A 16,614-nucleotide genomic window follows, 5' to 3' on the forward strand; every position below is an offset into this window, starting at 1 on the left:
CAGGAAGGCATCTGCTGAGGAAGCTCAGCAAAGGGGAGGTGCATTTTCGCGCCTCTTTATTATATAACGGGAAGGAGGCGGCGGGTAGCCGGAATTTGTTGAAAATTAATTTTCTTTTCGTCGTGCGTGTGGAGCCGGACCTACCTATATCTGTTGGTCACAAAGAGCGACTTTCCCCTGCATCCCGGCATGTCCAAGGCATAAAAAAGATGCGGAACGCCCAACGTTCCGCATCTGATATGTTCAGCTACAAGTTTTCAAAAGGCTGCGCTTATCCGCTGGGGAATTTCTGCTTCCGCAGCATGTCGGCAATTCCTTCATAATACGTTTTGCTGAAGAAGGAGGCCACAAACTCTGTCCAGTTTCCGGCCCGGCTGTTGCTTGACCTTTCCTCCAGATAACGGGAATATACTTTATTATATTCCTCCAAGAGTGGGCCGAGTTCCTGATTGTAGCCTTCTTCATGGTACACGGCTTTCTTCGGGAGACGCGGTTTCTGTCCGGGATCTTCCCCGGGATGGCCTATGCACAGGCCGGAGATTGGCACCACATATTCCGGCAGCTCCAGCATGTCGATGACCTGCAGGGCATTTCTGCGGATGCCGCCGATGGCCACGGTGCCGAGGCCGTACGATTCAGCCGCAGCCACAGCTGTGCCGAGGGCGATGCCGACATCAGTCGCCCCAACGATCAGCGAATCGATTTCTTCGGTTGTTTTCAATGATTTCCCTTCTATTTCACTAGCCAGATGTGTCCGATAAAAATCCGCACAGAAGACCAGGAATACAGGAGCTTCTTCGATATGTTTCTGGTTTCCGCAAAGCTCTGCCAATTTCTGTTTACGCTCTGGATCTTTCACAGCAATAATGGAATACTGCTGCCCATTGATCCAGTTGGGTGCCGCCTGCACCGACTCGATAATCTGATCAAGCTGTTCCTCATCCACCGGCTTATCCTGATACGAACGGAATGAGCGGTGGGATTGCAGTGATTTCGTTACTTCATTGACCATAATTCATATTCCTCCTATGTACGAAACAGTATATCAGAATTTTTTAAGCTATGAAAAGAAGGATGTCCATATGCAGAAGCGGCAGGGGTGAAACTGCAACATCCGGCACTCCATTGTATAAAATGGCAGTAGAGCTGGCAACAGATTCAGCTACCACCGGAAGACTTTCCACTTTTTTGCATTCGACAGAAACAACAAAACTTCAACAAGCTTTTAAATAACTGGAAATTGTCGTATAATAGTAAATAATTAACTTTATTACTAATTAAAATACACGACGATATGTTTTGGAATGAGACAGGGAAGATGAGTGACCGGGCGCCCCTCTGCTTGGTGTGACGCCTGCATTTTTTCTGTAAAAATCTTAGGGGGAAAAGGTTGGTTATTATGAGCAACAGACAAACTGAGACAGACGTGATTTTAATCGGCGCCGGGATCATGAGTGCTACATTGGGGACCATTTTGAAAGAGTTGGCACCGGAATATAATATTAGGGTGTTCGAGAAACTTGCAAAACCGGGAGAAGAAAGCTCCAATGTGTGGAATAATGCCGGGACAGGGCATGCGGCATTATGCGAGCTCAATTACACGACGGAGAAGCCGGATGGGTCGATGGACATCAGCAAAGCAGTCAAAATCAATGAACAGTTCCAATTGTCGGCACAATTCTGGTCTTATCTAGTAAACCGTAATCTATTGGATAACCCACAAGACTTCATCATGCCGCTGCCTCATATGAGTATGGTGCAGGGCGAAGAAAACATCAAATTTTTAAAGAAGCGGTATGAAGCAATGGCTGAAAATCCTTTATTCCAGGGAATGGAATTCTCCGATGATCCGGAGAAGCTAAAGGAATGGATGCCGCTGATTATGAAAGATCGGGGACAGGATGAACCGATTGCTGCAACTAAAATCAATAGTGGAACCGATGTCAATTTCGGTGCGCTGACACATAAGATGTTCAATAATCTGGGAGATATGGGACTGGATATCAACTACAAGCACCGGGTGGAAGACATCCAACGCACCGAAGACGGCACATGGGAAGTGAAGGTCCATGACATCGAGAATGAAAAACTAGAATACCATACTGCTAAATTCGTCTTTATCGGTGCAGGCGGCGGAAGCCTGCATCTGCTGCAGAAGACCGGCATTCCAGAGGCGAAAAATATCGGAGGCTTCCCGGTAAGCGGAGTGTTTATGGTCTGCAACAATCCGGAGGTCATCGAGCAGCATCATGCCAAAGTGTATGGAAAAGCGAAGGTCGGCGCTCCGCCGATGTCAGTGCCGCATCTGGATACAAGGTTCATTGCAGGAGAGAAGTCCCTGCTGTTCGGGCCATTTGCAGGATTTTCACCGAAGTTCTTAAAGACCGGATCCATGCTCGACCTGGTGACATCCGTCAAATCGGATAACCTGTTGACCATGATCGGGGCAGGTGTGAAAAACGCTTCCCTTACGAAGTACTTGATTGAACAGGTCATCGCTTCCAAAGAAAAGCGGATGGAAGAGCTGCGTGAATTCATTCCGTACGCCAAAAGCGAGGACTGGGACATCGTGACGGCCGGCCAGCGGGTCCAAGTCATCAAGGACACGGAAGAAGGCGGCAAGGGTACCCTGCAATTCGGTACCGAAGTGGTCAGCTCTGCCGACGGCTCAGTAGCGGCCCTATTGGGTGCTTCACCGGGCGCTTCCACGGCCGTTTCCGTCATGCTTGAAGTGCTCGCTAAATGCTACCCGCAGCATATGGAAGAGTGGGAGCCGAAAATCAAAGAAATGATTCCTTCCTACGGCAAGTCACTAGTGGAGAATCCAGAGCTTCACCAGGAAATCCATGCCGTCACAGCAGAGACCTTGGGACTGAGCAATGTCGATAGCGAAAGGGAGAAAGTTTCCAGTTAACTCTGGCTGCTTTTGCCATCAAGGAGAAAATTATAGAACTTGCGAATAAGAGGTGCCAATCATATCAGGATTGGTACCTCTTTTCGTTTGGAATCCAGGTTGTGACAGTCAGCCGATTTAAGGAAAAACAGCCAGAATGAGAGTGGGCAACAATAAGTAATTAAATAAAAACAATAACTTATTATTGTAAAACAATAAAAAGTATAATAGAATCAAAGGGAAAATAAATTAGTGAGGTGCTTTTTATGAAACGAGGTTCCACCCTCTTTTTGAAGATGGCTGTGATTCTAATGGGGATTCCAGTTCTTGCCATAGGTGTATATGGGTTGCTTTTTCTAGCCAATAATCCAGTGAACCCAACCTATGCCTATATCCTATATCCTATTATCATAGGCATATATGTAACGATCATTCCATTCTATTTTGGTTTGTATCAGGCTTTCAAACTATTGACTTATATTGACAAAAATGAAGCTTTCTCCGAATTATCGGTTCATGCTTTAAAGAAAATTAAATATTGTGCTGTGGCAATCAGTGCGGTGTATGTTGCGGTTCTGCCTTTTGTTTACATCGTGGCAGAACTGGATGATGCACCAGGACTAATCTTTATGGGAATGATCCCTATTCTTGCTTCGATGGTTATAGCTGTCTTTGCTGCTGTTCTGGAGAAGTTGGTAATTAATGCGATTGATATAAAATCAGAAAATGAATTAACGGTCTGAGGTGAACAACATGGCGATTATCATCAATGTTGATGTCATGCTGGCTAAACGGAAAATGAGTGTGACGGAATTGTCGGAGCGGGTTGGCATTACCATGGCGAATCTTTCCATATTGAAAAATAGAAAGGCAAAAGCAGTTCGATTTTCAACTTTGGAGGCGATTTGCAAGGCTTTAGATTGCCAGCCGGGAGACATTTTGGAATATAGAAGTGATGAAGAAACTCAAGAATAGAAATGATGTTTAGTGGAGGGAGTCGCTGCGAAATTATGCTTAGCTTTTCCACGGCCGGATGGTGAGCCATCTTGCGCTTACGCACTGCGCTGTCTCGTCTAGGCCTTTCCTGCCATAGGAGTCTGCGTATGTTTCTCCGGCTGGTTTAGGGCATTATTTGCTTTTTAATTTTATGAGTTAGCAATGTCCAGCTCTTAATTCTGCTATTTTTGTGGACAAGGGATGTACCAGCATCCCTTTTATCTTATCGAGGAAAATTTTGAATTTTTATGAAGATGTCTTGTAGTACGAGGTAGGGACTTTTATAATAGAACTATCTTCTTAAGGAACGCGGATGGAATGGCCCTCTGATGAGTTGATCAACAGAGTATTTTAGGGCGGGCTTTATAAGCCATAAGCTGGATAATTACATAAAACGATTTTCGGCCAAACCGACTGCAGCAAATCGGAGCGGGAAGAGCTATACGGATAAATGAGATGGTCCATGTCTATTTTCCATGAGCAGGAAAGCGGACCAGTCGAATGAATTGGGATGATACCGCTTCGATCTGATGGGAGAAGGGGAGGAAGAACCTATTACGAATCGAATAATTGATGTTCTGGGGGAGTCGGGATGATGAGAAGAATCTTTGTTATAAGTATCGTTTCACTGACTGCAGTACTGGCTGTCACGTACATTTTCATACAAGAAGAGCCTGTTACCTTAGCTGAAGAAAAATCAGCATATAAGCAAAACGGAGAATTTATTTTGCGTATAAAAGTGGAAGGGGCGGAACCAGACATCATTGTCCATCAATCTCTGCAATATATCGGGGAAGAACCAGTTGAAATCAAACATCGTACCCCACTTGTTTCTGTTTCACTTTTTCATAGAAATCATGATTATACTGGAAGTTTCATGTCGAGGAAAATGGAGAAAGGGGATATCCATCACCAAGATGCAGTAGCCATCACAGTGGATGAAAAAGGAAAACAAAACTTATACATTCAAGCAAGATTCCGCGCAGACGGGGATGAGATGGAAATCGATCATGTGGAGGAATTGATGTTTAACTGATATCATAGGGAACACATATCAGGCTAGGCAGAAGGTGGGAAAAATAATGGAGAAATATCGAATCGATAAAAGCAAGGGGCTGGAGTTCGGCATATATACCCTCGGTGACCACTTGCCAAATCCGGCAACAGGTGAACGGATTTCTGCGGGGGAGCGGATCCGTGAAATCATCGAATATGCGAAGCTGGCCGATCAGGCAGGCATCGATTTTTTCAGTGTAGGTGAGAGCCATCAGGAATACTTCGCCACACAGGCACACTCGGTAGTGCTGTCCGCCATTGCCCAGGTGACGGAGAACATCAAAATTGCCAGCTCCTCAACCATCATCAGTACCTCTGATCCTGTCCGTGTCTATGAGGATTTTGCGACACTCGATTTAATCTCCGATGGCCGGGCGGAAATTGTTGCCGGCCGGGCATCAAGAGTCGGACTATTTGAACTCTTGGGCTATGACCTTCGTAATTATGAGGAGTTATATGAGGAGAAATTTGAATTGTTGCGGCAGATCAATGAAGAGGAAGTGGTCAACTGGAGCGGTGAATTTCGCGCTCCATTACGAAATGCCAAGGTCCTTCCACGGCCGAAGAATGGCAGCCTCCCAATATGGCGTGCAGTGGGCGGAACACCGGCAAGTGCGATCAAAGCGGGATATGCCGGTGTGCCGATGTTCATGGCGCATTTAGGCGGGCCGGCTTCCGTATTCAAGCGGACCGTTGATGCCTACCGGGAAGCTGCCGAACGTGGAGGTCATGATCCAGAAGAACTGCCGATTTCGACTGCCGGATTTTTCTATACGGCCGATACCTCCCAGCAGGCACTGAGAGAGATGTACCCTCATATTAATGAAGGGATGAAGAAAACAAATGGCCAAGGCTTTGCGAAGCAGCTATTTGCCCAAGGTGCAGATCCGCATAGCATCATCAATGTAGGCAGCCCGCAGGAAATTATTGAAAAGATCCTCTATCAGCATGAAATGTTTGGGCACCAACGCTATATCGGCCAAATCGATTTCGGCGGTATGCCATTTGAGCAGCTACAGAAAAATATTGAACTGATCGGCACAGAAATTTTACCGGCAATCAGAAAATATACAGCTGAGAAATAGGTTGGCGGTAGCGGAGACATTTGCCTGTAATATAGTACGAAAGGAAAAATCCTTCCCATGTTTGGGGAGGATTTTTTGAATGGGTATAATCGGCGGCACTGATGGTAAATCAGCAGGAGCGTGAATTAATCGCCAGCACACGCGGGAAATCAGCGGGAGCACGAATTAATCGGCAGCACACGCAGGAAATCAGCGGGAGCACGAATTAATCGCAGCACACGCGGGAAATCGGCGGGAACACGAATTAATCAGCAGTGCAAACGAGAAATCGTCCACAGCAGGAATAACCAAGTGTAAATTTTTTTACATTTATCCTCTGGAATACCCGCTTATTACCTCTACTCCATCCATCATCCTATTCACAAACCTTTTACATATCTTAAAACTGGATTAATACTGCTCTCATGCTCCTTTTTTATAATGGAAGAGAACCAAGAGAAAGGGAGGAGAGGCCGTGGATTTGCATATACATTCGATCTACTCCGACGGGCAGTGGACACCGGAACAAATCATCCAAACGGCGAAGGAAGAACAAGTGACGGTTATTTCCATCACAGACCATGATGCAATTGAGGGTTACAAGCGAGGCAAACCATTGGCTGCAAAGGAAGGGATCCATCTTATTCCGGGGATTGAACTAAATACAGATGGTGAGCTGGGTGAATTACATATTCTTGGCTACTTGTTTGACCCGGATCGTCCAAAGCTGACCGCACATGTCGCCTGGAGACAGGAAGAAAGAGTGAAGTGGGGACGAGAAATCATCGAAAACCTCTGTAAACTCGACTATCCGATCACATTGGAAGCCTGCTTGGACCGCGCTGGAGAAGGGGTGCTGGTTCGGACACATATTGCAGAGGAATTGGCGGCGGCCGGCTATTTCGAGACGGCTGGCGAAGCCTATGACACCTTATTGAAAAAAGGGAAACCGGCTTATGCCGAACGAGCTGCATTTTCAGCGGCAGATGCCATTCAACTCATACATGATGCAGGAGGGCTTGCCTTCCTGGCACATCCTGGGGCATATGAGTTTGAGGTGCCATTGGAAGAGTTGGTTGCACATGGCTTAGACGGCATAGAGGTCTACCATTCCAAACATACCGAGCAGGATATTCGAAAGTGGAAGGAATCCGCGGAAAGCTGCCAGCTGCTTATTTCCGGAGGCAGCGACTTCCATGGCCCTACTTCACGGAATCCGTACCCGATTGGAAGTGTCGGAATTGGCAGAGAAGTGACCGTAGCAGATTGGGGAAGGAGGATGTTGACACTATGAGCCTGCTGTTTGCTTCTACATTAGCATGGTCTTACCCACTTGGGACGGTGCTGGAGATCGCTGCAGAAGAACAGATGGATGGAGTGGAGATTTGGGCAGAACATGTATGGAGATTCAATGAAACGCCAGCGGAGATTCATCAAAAGCTGGAACAACTTGATTTGACGGCCACACTGCATGCTGCTAGCTGGGATCTCAACCTTTGTGCGCTGAATGAAGGGATCCGCAGGCAGTCGATTCAAGAAGTGAAGAACTCTATTGACTTGGCCGAACAGCTGGGTGCAGACAATGTAACCTTCCATCCGGGGAGGCTATCACTGCCTGGGATCGCTTATTCCCTGCATGAAGATCTATTGGCCTTGTCCTTGGAAGCGATCACGGATTATGCCTTGGAAAGGGACATCGTTGTTTCGCTGGAAATCATGGAAGAGAAGCCAAAGGAATTTGTCACAGAAGCCCACCTCATGAACAGGATTATCGAAGGTTTTCCGCCTTATCTGCAGACGACATTTGATGTGGCCCATGTGCCGATCCATCTGGACAGCCGGGAAGTGTTCGAGGAAATGAACCAGGTGGGAAAAATCCATATCAGTGATGCAACGAAACAAACCCTTCACCTGCCATTGGGAGAAGGTACCATCGGCAAAGATACATTGACCTATTTTTTGCAGAACAAATATGTTCCAGTCGTTTTGGAAGGGCTGGACCGCAGCAAGGATTTGATCTGGCTGCGGAAAAATTTACAGTATATCCGTGAAAATATCCCATTTTTTCAAAGGAGGACAAAGATTGAACATCTTAGTTACGAATGATGACGGAATATTTGCCCCGGGTGTCTCGCTGTTGGTGGAAGTGCTGCAGCATTTTGGGGATGTCTATATTGTCTGTCCGGATAAGGAGCAGAGTGCCGTCAGCCATTCCATTACATTAAGAAGACCATTGAAAGCTAGGGCTGTGCATATATTCCCAGGTGCCAAAGGGGCATGGGCAGTGAATGGCACCCCTGCCGATTGCGTGAAGCTGGGCATGGATGTCCTGTTGGATGAACAGCCGGATATCGTGTTTTCCGGTTTGAATGCCGGTCCTAATGTCGGGAGAGATTTTTACTATTCCGGGACACTGGCAGCTGCTGCGGAAGCATCCCTTTATGGGGTGCATGCCGTTGCGATGTCATTGAATGCTTTTCAGGAAAGTGAAATAAAAGAATCGCACGTCCGGCCGCTTATTTATGATGTAGTGCGTACCATCATCCAGCATAAACTCCCGAAAGGAATGTTTCTTAATATCAACTTTCCCAATCTGCCGAAACATCGGTGCCGGGGCATTGCGGTTCTCCCACTCGAGATGGGTATAACCAGGTACCGGTATGCTGGCTTCCATGACCCGCATGGCAATGCTTTCCACTGGTTGAAGGATAATTGGGCGAGTATGGAGGACGGAATGGAAGACAGTGATTTTTCCAAATTGAAGCAAGGCTATATTACGGTATCGCCGGTGGAATTCCGCCAGGTGCAGACAAGAAAGAGGGAACTGGTGGAAAAAATGTTCCAAGAAGCACCAATCATACAGGAGGAGGAAACGACCCATGCGTAAATCGCTTATTGGCATCATGGTTCTGTTAGTAGGATTGATCCTTGCCGCATGCGGCAGCAATGAAGAGGAGGCAAGTGCAGGGGAAGAGGTAGATGGAGTGGAAGGGACAGTCCATTTCTATACGTCCCAGCCTGATGAAGATGCTCAGGCATTAGTGAGTGCCTTCCAGGAGAAATATCCGGACGTGGACATAGAAATTTTTCGCTCAGGTACGGAGGAAGTAGTATCTAAGATTCAAGCGGAGAAAGAAGCAGGCGATATTCAGGCAGATGTTCTGTTGGTAGCGGATGCTGTCACCTTTGAAAATTTCAAGGAAGAGGATATGCTTCTGTCCTATGAATCTCCGGAAGCAAAGGCAATTGATGATTCCTTTGTCGACCCGGATGGTACATATACAGGAACCAAGGTAATGGCTACCGGCCTCATCGTCAATACCAATGAAGTGGACGAGCTTCCTGACAGCTGGGATATATTGACGGATGAAGCTGCCAAGGGCAATGCCATCATGCCAAGCCCGCTCTATTCTGGGGCAGCGGCTTACAATCTCGGTGTGATTACTAGACAGAATGACATGGGCTGGGAATTCTATGAAAACTTGAAGGCCAATGAAATTATGATCACCCAGGGAAATGGCGCGGTGCTGGAGGGTGTGGCCATGGGCGAACGGAGCTATGGCATGATCGTCGACTATCTTGCGGCCCGTGCGAAAAGTGAAGGCTCACCTGTTGAACTCGTCTACCCTTCGGAAGGGGTGCCGGTCATCACCGAACCGGTGGGCATTATGAAAAATACGGACAATGAAGAAGCATCCAAGGCATTTGTCGATTTCATCTTGTCGGAGGAAGGGCAGGAGCTTGCATCCGAACTTGGCTATACGCCGATACGTGAAGGAATCGACGCACCGAAAGGCCTGAAGACATTGGAAGAGATTGACGTATTGGAAGCTGATACAGCTGAATTGCTGGAGGGAAGAGAGACCGACAAAAATCAATTCGGAGAGATTTTTGGACAGGAATAGAGGATTGATCATGAATGATGGCAAGGGAGAGACAATTAAATGATAACGAATCAACCGTTACCAAGGAGGAGAGGGAGGACATTGCCTCCTGTCTCCCTTCCTTTCCATAAAAATAATGTATATGCCTGGCTTGGCCTCCTGATCGTCTTCCTTCTGTTCATGCTGCCGGTGGTGCGGCTTGTATGGCTGAGTTTTGTGGAGGAAGGAGCATTTACCTTCGCACATTATACCGAGGTGCTCAAAGAGAGGGCAACATGGCGGACGATCCAAAATACCGTGCTGATCGTGTTCGGTTCCACATCGCTTGCCCTGGTGCTCGGAACCATGATGGCGTGGATCATCGCTTATGTCCATGTCAGTGGGAAGAAGATCATGCAGCTATTCATTTTTCTTCCGTTTATTATCCCATCTTACATAACTACCTTGGCATGGACACAGTTTTTCAGCGGATCGGGCCCGGTATCAGCTATCTTTCAACAGCTTCCCGGTCAGTTGGAAGCGCCGAATCTATATAGTATGGGCGGCATCATTTTCATGTTGGGATTGTCGCATTATCCATTGGTCTATTTGTTCACGGTGAATGTGTTCCGTAAAATCCCCCGTGACCTGGAAGATGCTGCGGCGACCTCGGGAGCTTCAAAGAAGCAGGTATGGAGGAAGCTGGTGCTGCCTTTGGCCCTTCCCGGCATTGCCAGCGGCGGGCTGCTCGCATTTTTATCCAATTTGGACAACTTTGGCATTCCTGCCTTTTTAGGCACTCCGGCAAATATCCGGGTTCTCAGCACCTATATTTATGAACAGGCAATTAGGTTCGGCCCCACCGCTTTTGCAAAAGCCGCAGTGCTGTCCGTCATCCTGGGTGTCATTGCACTTGCCGGGACCCTGGTTCAATGGCTGCTTCTGCGGAAAAGTAAAGTGACAGATACAGTCATCAGTGATGCGGAACCGCGTTTCTTCCTGACTCCGTTCCGTAAAAAGTTGCTCGAGATATCCATTTGGACATTTTTGCTGCTGATAAGTCTCGTGCCATTTATAACGATGGCCGCCCTATCCTTTATCCAAGCATATGGCGTTCCATTTACGCTCGAGAATTTATCGCTCAAAAACTATGAATATGTATTTTTCACCGATTCGAAAGCAATGTCAGCCCTATCCAACAGTCTACAGCTGGCTTTCGTCACCATGGTGATCTGTTTGATTGCGGGTACGGCGTTTGCTTATCTGCGCTATAAAAATACAGGCTGGATGGCAAAAGCGGCAGAGTTGTTCATCACGATTCCTTATGCTCTCCCTGGAACGGTCTTTGCTCTATCGATGATTTTCATGTGGATGCAGCCGATCCCGGGCTGGAATCCGGGCATCTACGGATCGATTTGGATTTTGTTCATCGCCTATGTGACAAGGTTCTTGATTCTTCAAGTACGGGGAAGCTACACGGCATTCATGCAGGTGGACCCTTCGATGGAGGAAGCGGCCAGGACGTCCGGGGCAAAAGGCTGGGCCAAATGGCGAAGCATTCTGCTGCCGCTGTTATTTCCCGGGCTGGTCGGCGGGGCGCTGCTTGTGTTCTTGATGGTGCTGACAGAGCTGACCGTTTCCAGCCTGTTATGGTCTTCCGGGACAGAAACCGTCGGGGTGGTCATTTTTAATTATGAACAAGCCGGTTATTCCACCTATTCCACGGCATTCTCAAGTGCCCTGGTGCTGGGCATTTTGCTTGGTGGATTATTATTCCTGCTGTTCAGCAAAGTCTGGGAAAGAAAGGTGCTGAAAGACAAATGATCAATATTCAACAGGTGACAAAGAAATATGGAGATTTTACGGCACTTGAGGGAATTGATGTCGCCATTGACAGTGGAGAATTCGTCGCCATTCTCGGCCCGTCCGGCTGTGGGAAAACCACCCTGCTGAAATTGCTGGCCGGGTTCATGAAGCCGACAGCTGGACAGATAGAGATGGACGGTTCTGTGGTCGGGTCCCGTCACCAGCTGATCCCGCCGGAAAAGAGGAATATCGGCATGGTGTTCCAATCTTTCGCCCTCTGGCCCCATATGACAGTCGCAGAACATGTCGAATTCTCCCTGCGCTATCACACGAACAGCAAAAGGCTGGCGAAAAAGAACCGGATTGCCAGGATTAACGATGTACTAACGATGGTGGGGCTGGAGCAATTGGCACAGCGTTATCCTTCCGAGCTGTCGGGAGGCCAGAAGCAGAGGGTATCCCTGGCCCGGGCAATCGCCGCTCTGCCGAACGTACTCTTGATGGATGAACCGCTCAGTGCCTTGGATGTTGAATTGCGGATGGAGATGCGGAAGGAAATCCAATCCATTCACCGCCGGACAAATGCCTCCGTTGTATTTGTCACCCATGACCAAGGAGAGGCACTGGCAATGGCTGACAAAATCATCGTGATGAATAAAGGGAAGGTCGAGCAAATCGCCTCCCCGGAAATCATCTATACCAAGCCGGAAACCGAGTTTGTCGCCCAATTCGTCGGCAAATGTGATCTGGTTAAAGGCTCCTGGAAAGGAAACCATTTTATCCCGGAGGAATATCTATGGGTCCGCTGGCAGGATACAGGAGTCAGTGAATCTTTGAAAAAGAAAGGAGTATATCCAGTCCGGCCGGAGCAGTGGCTGTTAAGCAGGGATAAGAGCGAAGGATTGCGGGGCGAGGTGCTCTTCGCCCAATATCAAGGCAAGGAAATCCACTATACCGTCCAAGCAGACAATGGAATATGGACGGTACACACTTCTGTTTACGAATCCAGATTTCAGCCGGGAGATACAGTCACGCTAACCCTAAAGACAGACAATGAGCATGAACAGCTGCAGCCGGCCATCAGCGGGTGACTACTGACGGCACATCCGATCTGGAAAGCGGAGTGGCCGAACTCCATGATGGAACCCAAGAATTAGCCGGCTCCACCAGTGATTTGCCGGAAGAGCTTGAAAGGGAAATAGACGAAATGGTCAGCGAATACGACAAGTCCGACTTTGATCCCGTATCATTTGTTTCCTCTAAGAACGAGAACGTAGAGACAGTGCAATTCGTCATTAAAACGGAAAGCATCAAACAAGAGGAGGCAGAAGAGGAGGAAAGCTTCTGGGACCGCCTGTTGGACTTGTTTATGAAACAGTCTTCCCTCTATATGTTGGAGGGAGGCTGTTTTTGTTTTGGCTTCGTTTCAGGCGCATCATTTTGGTGCCGTTTTTGGTTTATAATTATGATAATAAGAAATTCGGGGGTTGTTGGATGAGTACGAGAGAAGAAGTTATAAGAGTTATAGACCTGCCTAATAATGTAACTTTGGACGATATTATTAAAGAACTTTCGGTGCATGCAAAGATTGAAAAAGGCTTGAAAGTACTTAATGATGGAGAATATTATTCACATGACGAGGTAAAAGAGAAGTTGGCTAAATGGCTTAATTAAGATGGTGCTAGAGAATTTCCGCACCTCAACTAATAACACCACACTATAAATAATGGCTTGGTTTTATTTTTCCAATAAAGCTGAAGGTGAATGTTACAATAGTCCCGTGTCAATAAAGTGCAGCTGTTGCCAGTACATATTGCTTAAGAACTTCCTATTGGATAAAATGGCTGCAGACGAAGTCGGAAAGTAAAGGTGTAGAGTTATGAAGCATATCATCATTGGAGCGGGAATTCTTGGTGCATCCACTGCCTACCATTTAGCAAAAAAGGGCGAGGATATCGTAATCATCGACCGCCAGGAGCCCGGCCAGGCCACACGGAATGCGGCAGGCATCGTCTGTCCGTGGCTGACAAATCGGAGCAATAAGGCATGGTATCAGCTCGTGATCAGGGGTGCCAAATATTATCCCACGCTTATTGACGAGCTGAAACGTGAGGGGGAAAGCGAGACAGGGTACGAACAAGTCGGTGCGGTGAATATTTTTGATACCGAGGAAAAATTGGACCGGAAGATGGAACTCGCCTATAAACGGAAGGAGTCGTCTCCGGAAATGGGGGAGATCACGCGATTGTCCCCCGAACAGACAAAAAGGCTGTTTCCCCCTGTTTCAGATATCTACCGGGCCTTGCATATTGGAGGTGCAGCTCGTGTGGATGGAGCGGCTTTGAGTGGTTCCCTGCTTCGGGCGGCACAGAAAAAAGGGGCTGAATTAGTCCATGGGGATGCCTCATTCCTCGTTCACAATCAGGAAGTGCAAGGCGTAAACGTGGATGGGGTACACTACTACGGAGACCAAGTGATTGTCACAAATGGTGCGTGGACAAACGCTTTATTCGAACCACTAGGAATGAAATCGCACGTCACGTTTGAAAAAGCGCAGATTATCCACTTGCAAATGCCTGGAGTTGATACGAGCGATTGGCCTGTCATGCTGCCGCCATTCAATCATTATATGCTTACGTTCGGAGGCGGCAGGATTGTTGTCGGGGCAACCAGGGAGACAGCCGATTCCTTCGACTCCCGTGTCACTGCGGGCTCGGTCCACCAGTTGATGGACAAGGCGTTAAGAGTGGCTCCTGGTTTGGCCGACGCTTCTTATATAGGTACGAAGGTAGGTTTCCGCCCCTTCACACCTGGTTCCCTCCCAGTCATCGGCCGGGTCTCGGGCCATGATCATATTCTGATTGCGAATGGGCTGGGGGCATCCGGATTGACGAGCGGGCCGTATATTGGTGCCCAACTGGCAAAGCTGGCAATTGGGGGAAAACCGGAAATCAGCATGGAAGCCTTCAGCCCGAATGGGTTGTTTGCCTGAAGAGTCTCCATCGGCAGTAATTTATGGAACGGTTTGGTGTAGGTGGTAAAGCCTCTTTCTCAGAAAAAAGTGCCCCATGTTAAAATTAATGTTACAGTTAGGATGGTTATTCTAAAAGTGAGTAGGTGAACAACATGATCGAAATAAAAACATCTTCACTCAGCGATGGAGAGTTCAATCGAGGGGTATTTGCTTCCCGTGACATCAAAGAAGGGACGCTTTTCCATGAAGCGCCTGTCCTTTCTTATCCCAATGACGAGCATGAGCACATTGAGAAAACATTGCTCGCCGATTACGCCTTTGAGTATGGAATCAATCACTCCGCTATCCTCCTGGGATATGGAATGCTATTCAACCATTCCTATGAACCCAATGCAAGGTATGAAATCAATTTTGACAACGACACCTTTGACTTCTACGCCTATACAGATATAAAAGCAGGAGATGAAATTCTGATCAATTATAACGGCGAGGTCGATAACAATGACCCATTATGGTTTAATGAGGAATAGATATGCTGAGAGTTTAGGGAACTGTCGATAACATTGTGCTTCTGCTGATATCGAGTTTGAGCGGCGGATAAATCAGCGCACCTGCTGATGTTGCGCGTGTGCTGCTGATAAAATTGCGCGTGTGCTGGCGATAAATTTGCGCACCAGCTGATATCACGTTTGAGCGGCGGATAAATTTGCTCATCTCCTGATATCACATTCGTGCAGGGGAAAAAATCTGCGCAGACTCCTCTGCGAGAACACAAGCCTAGGCGAGACCCGCAGTCCGATAAGCACAGAGAGGCTGGGATAGCCGCACACGGAAAAGCGAAACATATTTCCGCAGCGGCTATCCCAGCCTCTTTCATTGTATTGGTATATATCGGGTGATTAAGAGGAAGAAACTAGCTTGAGGCCGATAGCCGCTCCCAAAATCATAGCAATGAACACAATCCTCTTCCAATCCTTGGATTCCCCGTAAAACAGCATCCCCAAGATGGCGCCACCTGACGCACCAATCCCCGTCCAAACTGCATAAGCGGTCCCCATAGGGATGGTTTCCATTGCATAAGACAGCAATACGAAGCTTGCTCCGAACCCAATCACCAACAGGGCCAGGGATTGCCAGTTACGTTTCTCATGGAGTCTGCTTATCATAGCCACCCCAAACATCTCAAATAACCCTGCCAAGACCAGTGAAATCCATGCCATCAGGAATCAGCTCCCTTCTGTCCAGTATCGTTGTCCCCTGTATCGTCGGTAACTAATTTTAAGCCGATAACGCCTGCCAGTAACAGGAGAATCAGAAGAATTTTACTCCATTTGAATGGTTCTCCAAACAGAATAATCTCTGACAGGACGGTGCCTGTTGTTCCCAATCCCACAAAAACTGCATAGACCGTTCCTACGGGGAGCTTCCGTCCCGCCGCAATCAGTAAATAGAAGCTGACGATAATGGATATGACTGTCCCTGTCCAACTCCAGAAATCGCCTGCATGTTTCAATCCAATGACCCAAAACACTTCAAATAGGGCTGCAACAATTACCATGATCCAGTTTGCATTCATCTGAACAACACCTCCGAAAATTATTCTTTCCAAAGCAAAAAGCCCGGGAGAAATTGGTGAACAATAATCTCCCGGGCTTTTATCCCTCCGTGCCGCAGCAAAGCTGCGAGTTTTCTCTCGGACCAGTCCAACAACAGTTGCGGAACCCTAGAAAACATGTAAGCTATGCAATTATCTTTTAGTATAAATAGAAGGGAGATCTATTTCAAGGCAAAAATACTGGGAATTGGAGAAGCGGAAGTGGGGAGGTTGGATTCTATTGACACTCCCACGGCTAAAGCCGCAAGCTCAGATCCTTCGGATTTTGAGTGGGATTCTAAAGTACCTTAGCGCCCGCAGTCCATTTCTGTTTTGGACAGGTCTTTAGATGGGGGTGTGCCATCACC

18 protein-coding genes and 1 riboswitch are annotated in these 16,614 nt (G+C 47.6%); of the genes, 15 read left to right on the forward strand and 3 right to left on the reverse strand.

Going from position 1 to position 16,614, the window contains the following annotated elements; all coding sequences use genetic code 11:
* Positions 1 to 271: 271 nt before the first annotated feature.
* Positions 272 to 1,012, reverse strand: a complete 741-nt coding sequence (locus ACFODW_RS14065; RefSeq protein ID WP_390307413.1) for an NADPH-dependent oxidoreductase — start codon at positions 1,010 to 1,012, stop codon at positions 272 to 274.
* A gap of 387 nt (positions 1,013 to 1,399) precedes the next feature.
* On the opposite strand from ACFODW_RS14065, the gene ACFODW_RS14070 reads away from it, so the two are divergent.
* From ACFODW_RS14070 to ACFODW_RS14140, 15 genes are all read left to right on the forward strand, one after another.
* Positions 1,400 to 2,914, forward strand: a complete 1,515-nt coding sequence (locus tag ACFODW_RS14070) for a malate:quinone oxidoreductase (protein ID WP_390307414.1) — start codon at positions 1,400 to 1,402, stop codon at positions 2,912 to 2,914.
* Positions 2,915 to 3,159: 245 nt separating this feature from the next.
* Positions 3,160 to 3,636, forward strand: coding sequence for a DUF2975 domain-containing protein (locus tag ACFODW_RS14075; RefSeq protein WP_390307415.1), 477 nt, complete (start codon positions 3,160 to 3,162; stop codon positions 3,634 to 3,636).
* A gap of 10 nt (positions 3,637 to 3,646) precedes the next feature.
* Positions 3,647 to 3,868, forward strand: coding sequence for a helix-turn-helix domain-containing protein (locus ACFODW_RS14080; RefSeq protein ID WP_390307416.1), 222 nt, complete (start codon positions 3,647 to 3,649; stop codon positions 3,866 to 3,868).
* A gap of 613 nt (positions 3,869 to 4,481) precedes the next feature.
* On the forward strand, positions 4,482 to 4,925 hold the full coding sequence (locus tag ACFODW_RS14085) for a hypothetical protein (RefSeq protein WP_390307417.1): 444 nt from the start codon (positions 4,482 to 4,484) through the stop codon (positions 4,923 to 4,925).
* 46 nt (positions 4,926 to 4,971) lie between these two features.
* Complete coding sequence (locus ACFODW_RS14090; protein ID WP_390307418.1) at positions 4,972 to 6,030, forward strand: LLM class flavin-dependent oxidoreductase; 1,059 nt, start codon at positions 4,972 to 4,974, stop codon at positions 6,028 to 6,030.
* A 454-nt stretch (positions 6,031 to 6,484) separates the two neighbouring features.
* Positions 6,485 to 7,303, forward strand: a complete 819-nt coding sequence (locus tag ACFODW_RS14095; RefSeq protein WP_390307419.1) for a PHP domain-containing protein — start codon at positions 6,485 to 6,487, stop codon at positions 7,301 to 7,303.
* Complete coding sequence (locus ACFODW_RS14100) at positions 7,300 to 8,115, forward strand: sugar phosphate isomerase/epimerase family protein (RefSeq protein ID WP_390307420.1); 816 nt, start codon at positions 7,300 to 7,302, stop codon at positions 8,113 to 8,115. Before ACFODW_RS14095 ends, ACFODW_RS14100 begins: the two co-directional genes overlap by 4 nt.
* A complete protein-coding gene (surE, locus tag ACFODW_RS14105; protein ID WP_390307421.1) occupies positions 8,093 to 8,896 on the forward strand; it encodes a 5'/3'-nucleotidase SurE in 804 nt (267 codons plus the stop codon). Before ACFODW_RS14100 ends, surE begins: the two co-directional genes overlap by 23 nt.
* Positions 8,889 to 9,914, forward strand: a complete 1,026-nt coding sequence (locus ACFODW_RS14110; RefSeq protein ID WP_390307422.1) for an extracellular solute-binding protein — start codon at positions 8,889 to 8,891, stop codon at positions 9,912 to 9,914. Before surE ends, ACFODW_RS14110 begins: the two co-directional genes overlap by 8 nt.
* Positions 9,915 to 9,953: 39 nt before the next feature.
* Positions 9,954 to 11,696, forward strand: a complete 1,743-nt coding sequence (locus ACFODW_RS14115) for an ABC transporter permease (protein ID WP_390307423.1) — start codon at positions 9,954 to 9,956, stop codon at positions 11,694 to 11,696.
* The gene (locus tag ACFODW_RS14120; RefSeq protein WP_390307424.1) at positions 11,693 to 12,769 is read left to right on the forward strand and encodes an ABC transporter ATP-binding protein; all 1,077 of its coding nucleotides are present in this window, start codon (positions 11,693 to 11,695) and stop codon (positions 12,767 to 12,769) included. Before ACFODW_RS14115 ends, ACFODW_RS14120 begins: the two co-directional genes overlap by 4 nt.
* Positions 12,766 to 13,176 (forward strand): hypothetical protein, encoded by a 411-nt coding sequence (locus tag ACFODW_RS14125; protein ID WP_390307425.1) that lies wholly within the window; start codon positions 12,766 to 12,768, stop codon positions 13,174 to 13,176. The genes ACFODW_RS14120 and ACFODW_RS14125 overlap by 4 nt, the downstream gene beginning before the upstream one ends.
* Entirely contained in the window at positions 13,173 to 13,352 is a 180-nt protein-coding gene (locus tag ACFODW_RS14130) for a hypothetical protein (RefSeq protein WP_390307426.1), read from the forward strand. Before ACFODW_RS14125 ends, ACFODW_RS14130 begins: the two co-directional genes overlap by 4 nt.
* A 205-nt stretch (positions 13,353 to 13,557) precedes the next feature.
* On the forward strand, positions 13,558 to 14,670 hold the full coding sequence (locus ACFODW_RS14135; RefSeq protein ID WP_390307427.1) for an NAD(P)/FAD-dependent oxidoreductase: 1,113 nt from the start codon (positions 13,558 to 13,560) through the stop codon (positions 14,668 to 14,670).
* 134 nt (positions 14,671 to 14,804) lie between these two features.
* Complete coding sequence (locus ACFODW_RS14140) at positions 14,805 to 15,182, forward strand: SET domain-containing protein (protein ID WP_390307428.1); 378 nt, start codon at positions 14,805 to 14,807, stop codon at positions 15,180 to 15,182.
* 369 nt (positions 15,183 to 15,551) lie between these two features.
* On the opposite strand, the gene ACFODW_RS14145 is transcribed toward ACFODW_RS14140, so the two are convergent.
* Together ACFODW_RS14145 and ACFODW_RS14150 are read right to left on the reverse strand one after the other, a co-directional pair.
* The gene (locus tag ACFODW_RS14145) at positions 15,552 to 15,872 is read right to left on the reverse strand and encodes a DMT family transporter (RefSeq protein ID WP_390307429.1); all 321 of its coding nucleotides are present in this window, start codon (positions 15,870 to 15,872) and stop codon (positions 15,552 to 15,554) included.
* Positions 15,872 to 16,228 (reverse strand): DMT family transporter, encoded by a 357-nt coding sequence (locus tag ACFODW_RS14150; protein ID WP_390307430.1) that lies wholly within the window; start codon positions 16,226 to 16,228, stop codon positions 15,872 to 15,874. The genes ACFODW_RS14145 and ACFODW_RS14150 overlap by 1 nt, the downstream gene beginning before the upstream one ends.
* 66 nt (positions 16,229 to 16,294) lie before the next feature.
* A riboswitch (guanidine-I (ykkC/yxkD leader) is annotated at positions 16,295 to 16,390 on the reverse strand.
* Between the last annotated feature and the right edge of the window lie 224 nt (positions 16,391 to 16,614).

This window comes from Virgibacillus sediminis (genome assembly GCF_042643265.1).
Classification (GTDB): Bacteria; Bacillota; Bacilli; order Bacillales; family Amphibacillaceae; genus Virgibacillus_O; species Virgibacillus_O sediminis.

Bases quoted from the DNA above. Each gene is read 5' to 3' on its own strand.
- ACFODW_RS14065 (WP_390307413.1), bottom strand. From the start codon at position 1,012: ATGGTCAATGAAGTAACGAAATCACTGCAATCCCACCGCTCATTCCGT.
- ACFODW_RS14070 (WP_390307414.1), top strand. From the start codon at position 1,400: ATGAGCAACAGACAAACTGAGACAGACGTGATTTTAATCGGCGCCGGG.
- ACFODW_RS14130 (WP_390307426.1), top strand. From the start codon at position 13,173: ATGAGTACGAGAGAAGAAGTTATAAGAGTTATAGACCTGCCTAATAAT.
- ACFODW_RS14140 (WP_390307428.1), top strand. From the start codon at position 14,805: ATGATCGAAATAAAAACATCTTCACTCAGCGATGGAGAGTTCAATCGA.
- ACFODW_RS14150 (WP_390307430.1), bottom strand. From the start codon at position 16,228: ATGAATGCAAACTGGATCATGGTAATTGTTGCAGCCCTATTTGAAGTG.
- ACFODW_RS14075 (WP_390307415.1), top strand. From the start codon at position 3,160: ATGAAACGAGGTTCCACCCTCTTTTTGAAGATGGCTGTGATTCTAATG.
- ACFODW_RS14120 (WP_390307424.1), top strand. From the start codon at position 11,693: ATGATCAATATTCAACAGGTGACAAAGAAATATGGAGATTTTACGGCA.
- ACFODW_RS14145 (WP_390307429.1), bottom strand. From the start codon at position 15,872: ATGGCATGGATTTCACTGGTCTTGGCAGGGTTATTTGAGATGTTTGGG.
- ACFODW_RS14100 (WP_390307420.1), top strand. From the start codon at position 7,300: ATGAGCCTGCTGTTTGCTTCTACATTAGCATGGTCTTACCCACTTGGG.
- ACFODW_RS14115 (WP_390307423.1), top strand. From the start codon at position 9,954: ATGATAACGAATCAACCGTTACCAAGGAGGAGAGGGAGGACATTGCCT.
- ACFODW_RS14135 (WP_390307427.1), top strand. From the start codon at position 13,558: ATGAAGCATATCATCATTGGAGCGGGAATTCTTGGTGCATCCACTGCC.
- ACFODW_RS14085 (WP_390307417.1), top strand. From the start codon at position 4,482: ATGATGAGAAGAATCTTTGTTATAAGTATCGTTTCACTGACTGCAGTA.
- ACFODW_RS14110 (WP_390307422.1), top strand. From the start codon at position 8,889: ATGCGTAAATCGCTTATTGGCATCATGGTTCTGTTAGTAGGATTGATC.
- ACFODW_RS14090 (WP_390307418.1), top strand. From the start codon at position 4,972: ATGGAGAAATATCGAATCGATAAAAGCAAGGGGCTGGAGTTCGGCATA.
- ACFODW_RS14080 (WP_390307416.1), top strand. From the start codon at position 3,647: ATGGCGATTATCATCAATGTTGATGTCATGCTGGCTAAACGGAAAATG.